General features: G+C 53.2%; 1 tRNA gene and 1 rRNA gene (1 of these 2 cut by a window edge). Both read right to left on the reverse strand.

The features are described 5' to 3' along the window. A 23S ribosomal RNA gene (locus tag ACFFJ7_RS20965) occupies positions 1 to 2138 on the reverse strand; the annotation flags it as partial. A 317-nt stretch (positions 2139 to 2455) separates the two neighbouring features. Further along, a tRNA-Ala gene (locus ACFFJ7_RS20970) sits at positions 2456 to 2500 on the reverse strand (it continues 31 nt past the right edge of the window).

Here is a 2500-nt window from a genome sequence, read left to right on the forward strand (position 1 = left end):
ATGACGATAAGGGTGGTATTTCAAGGGTGACTCCGCGGGAGCTGGCGCCCCCGTTTCAACGTCTACCACCTATCCTACACATGCCGACACGAATGCCAGTGCAAAGCTACAGTAAAGGTGCACGGGGTCTTTCCGTCTGACCGCAGGAACCCCGCATCTTCACGGGGAATTCAATTTCACTGAGCCGATGCTGGAGACAGCGGGGAAGTCGTTACGCCATTCGTGCAGGTCGGAACTTACCCGACAAGGAATTTCGCTACCTTAGGACCGTTATAGTTACGGCCGCCGTTTACCGGGGCTTCAATTCAAGGCTTGCACCTCTCCTCTTAACCTTCCGGCACCGGGCAGGCGTCAGACCCTATACGTCGTCTTGCGACTTCGCAGAGCCCTGTGTTTTTGCTAAACAGTCGCCACCCCCTAGTCTGTGCCCCTCCCCGAAGGTTGCCCAACGGGAAGGCCTCCTTATTCCGAAGTTACGGAGGTAAATTGCCGAGTTCCTTCAGCATCGTTCTCTCAAGCGCCTTGGTATACTCTACCAGTCCACCTGTGTCGGTTTCGGGTACGGTCTAATGCAGGGGCTATTTCCTGGAACACCTTCACGGCCCGGTCAATCCAATAAGACCAGACAATACACGGCATTCGTCACCACCTGCTGGCCCACGATTATTGACGTGGTTCCCATCGACTACGCCTTTCGGCCTCGCCTTAGGGGCCGGCTAACCCTGCGCAGATTAACTTTACGCAGGAACCCTTGGACTTTCGGCGACAGTGTCTCTCACACTGTTTATCGTTACTCATGTCAGCATTCGCACTTCTGATATCTCCAGAGGCCCTCACGGGTCCTCCTTCGCAGACTTACAGAACGCTCCGCTACCGCGCACTTGCGTGCACCCTAAGCTTCGGCTCGTGGCTTGAGCCCCGGTACATCTTCGGCGCAAGAACCCTTATTTAGACCAGTGAGCTGTTACGCTTTCTTTAAAGGATGGCTGCTTCTAAGCCAACCTCCTGGTTGTTTTGGGATTCTCACATCCTTTCCCACTTAGCCACGAATTGGGGGCCTTAGCTGTAGGTCAGGGTTGTTTCCCTCTCCACGATCGACGTTAGCACCGACCGTGTGTCTCCCGCGCAGTTCTTTCTGGTATTCGGAGTTTGGTTAGGTTTGGTAATCCGGTAAGGACCCCTAGCCCATCCAGTGCTCTACCCCCAGAAGAATTAACGCGAGGCACTACCTAAATAGTTTTCGCGGAGAACCAGCTATTTCCGAGTTTGATTGGCCTTTCACCCCTAGCCACAAGTCATCCGAGACTTTTTCAACAGGCACCGGTTCGGTCCTCCAGTGCGTGTTACCGCACCTTCAACCTGCTCATGGCTAGATCACCCGGTTTCGGGTCTGAAGCAACGAACTGAACGCCCTGTTCAGACTCGCTTTCGCTACGCTTACACCTAACGGCTTAGGCTTGCTCGTTACTTCAAGTCGCTGACCCATTATACAAAAGGTACGCAGTCACCCAGGACGAACCTTGGGCTCCTACTGTTTGTAGGCGTCCGGTTTCAGGAACTCTTTCACTCCCCTTGTCGGGGTGCTTTTCACCTTTCCCTCACGGTACTTGTTCGCTATCGGTCGCTGAGGAGTACTTAGGCTTGGAGGGTGGTCCCCCCATATTCAGACAGGATTGCACGTGTCCCGCCTTACTCAAGGATTATCTTCGTCTGAACCCGTACGGGGCTTTCACCCGCTTAGGCCGATCTTTCCAGATCGTTCCGGTTGAACAAAAATAACCACTGGCCTCGTCCGCTTTCGCTCGCCACTACTGACGGAGTCTCGTTGATGTCCTTTCCTCCGGGTACTTAGATGTTTCAGTTCCCCGGGTTCGCTTCAAATCCCCTATGGATTCAGGGATTGATACCTTCCTGATGATAGCTGTAAGTCCAAAATTTCCACTCACGGCGAGCCCTGTGCAGGCCCGTTTCTCAACGAAAAAATTTCGGATTTACAGCTATCGAAGGTGGGTTGCCCCATTCGGAAATCCTCGGATCAAAGCTTGTTCGCAGCTCCCCAAGGCTTATCGCAGCGTACCACGTCCTTCATCGCCTCTCAGCGCCAAGGCATCCACCGAACGCCCTTTTGGCACTTGATCGCTCTCATGATCAATATCCACCTCACGTTCACAACATGAACGCAAAGCAGAAAATGTCAGAAAGACCTTTATGCTTGCCGAACACACCTTCATCCTGTCTTCTTAAACGATACGCCGGAACTCCCCGTCGTGGCAAACGCCAGGGCGAACGTATCAAAAAAACATTCAGAAGAATGCATTCCCTCTTCACAATGACAAAGAACCTCGCAACCGCCTCCCCTCCTCGCTTTCGGGAACAGAAAGACAGCGCAAAACCTCTTGCTTTGACAAACGAACACACACGCCTCAAACCCAGGCTCGACACCAGTCCAGAGAATTGGTGGAGCCAGACGGGATCGAACCGACGACCTCCTGAATGCAAA

This window comes from Pseudochelatococcus lubricantis, from assembly GCF_042432495.1.
Lineage (GTDB): Bacteria > Pseudomonadota > Alphaproteobacteria > Rhizobiales > Beijerinckiaceae > Pseudochelatococcus > Pseudochelatococcus lubricantis.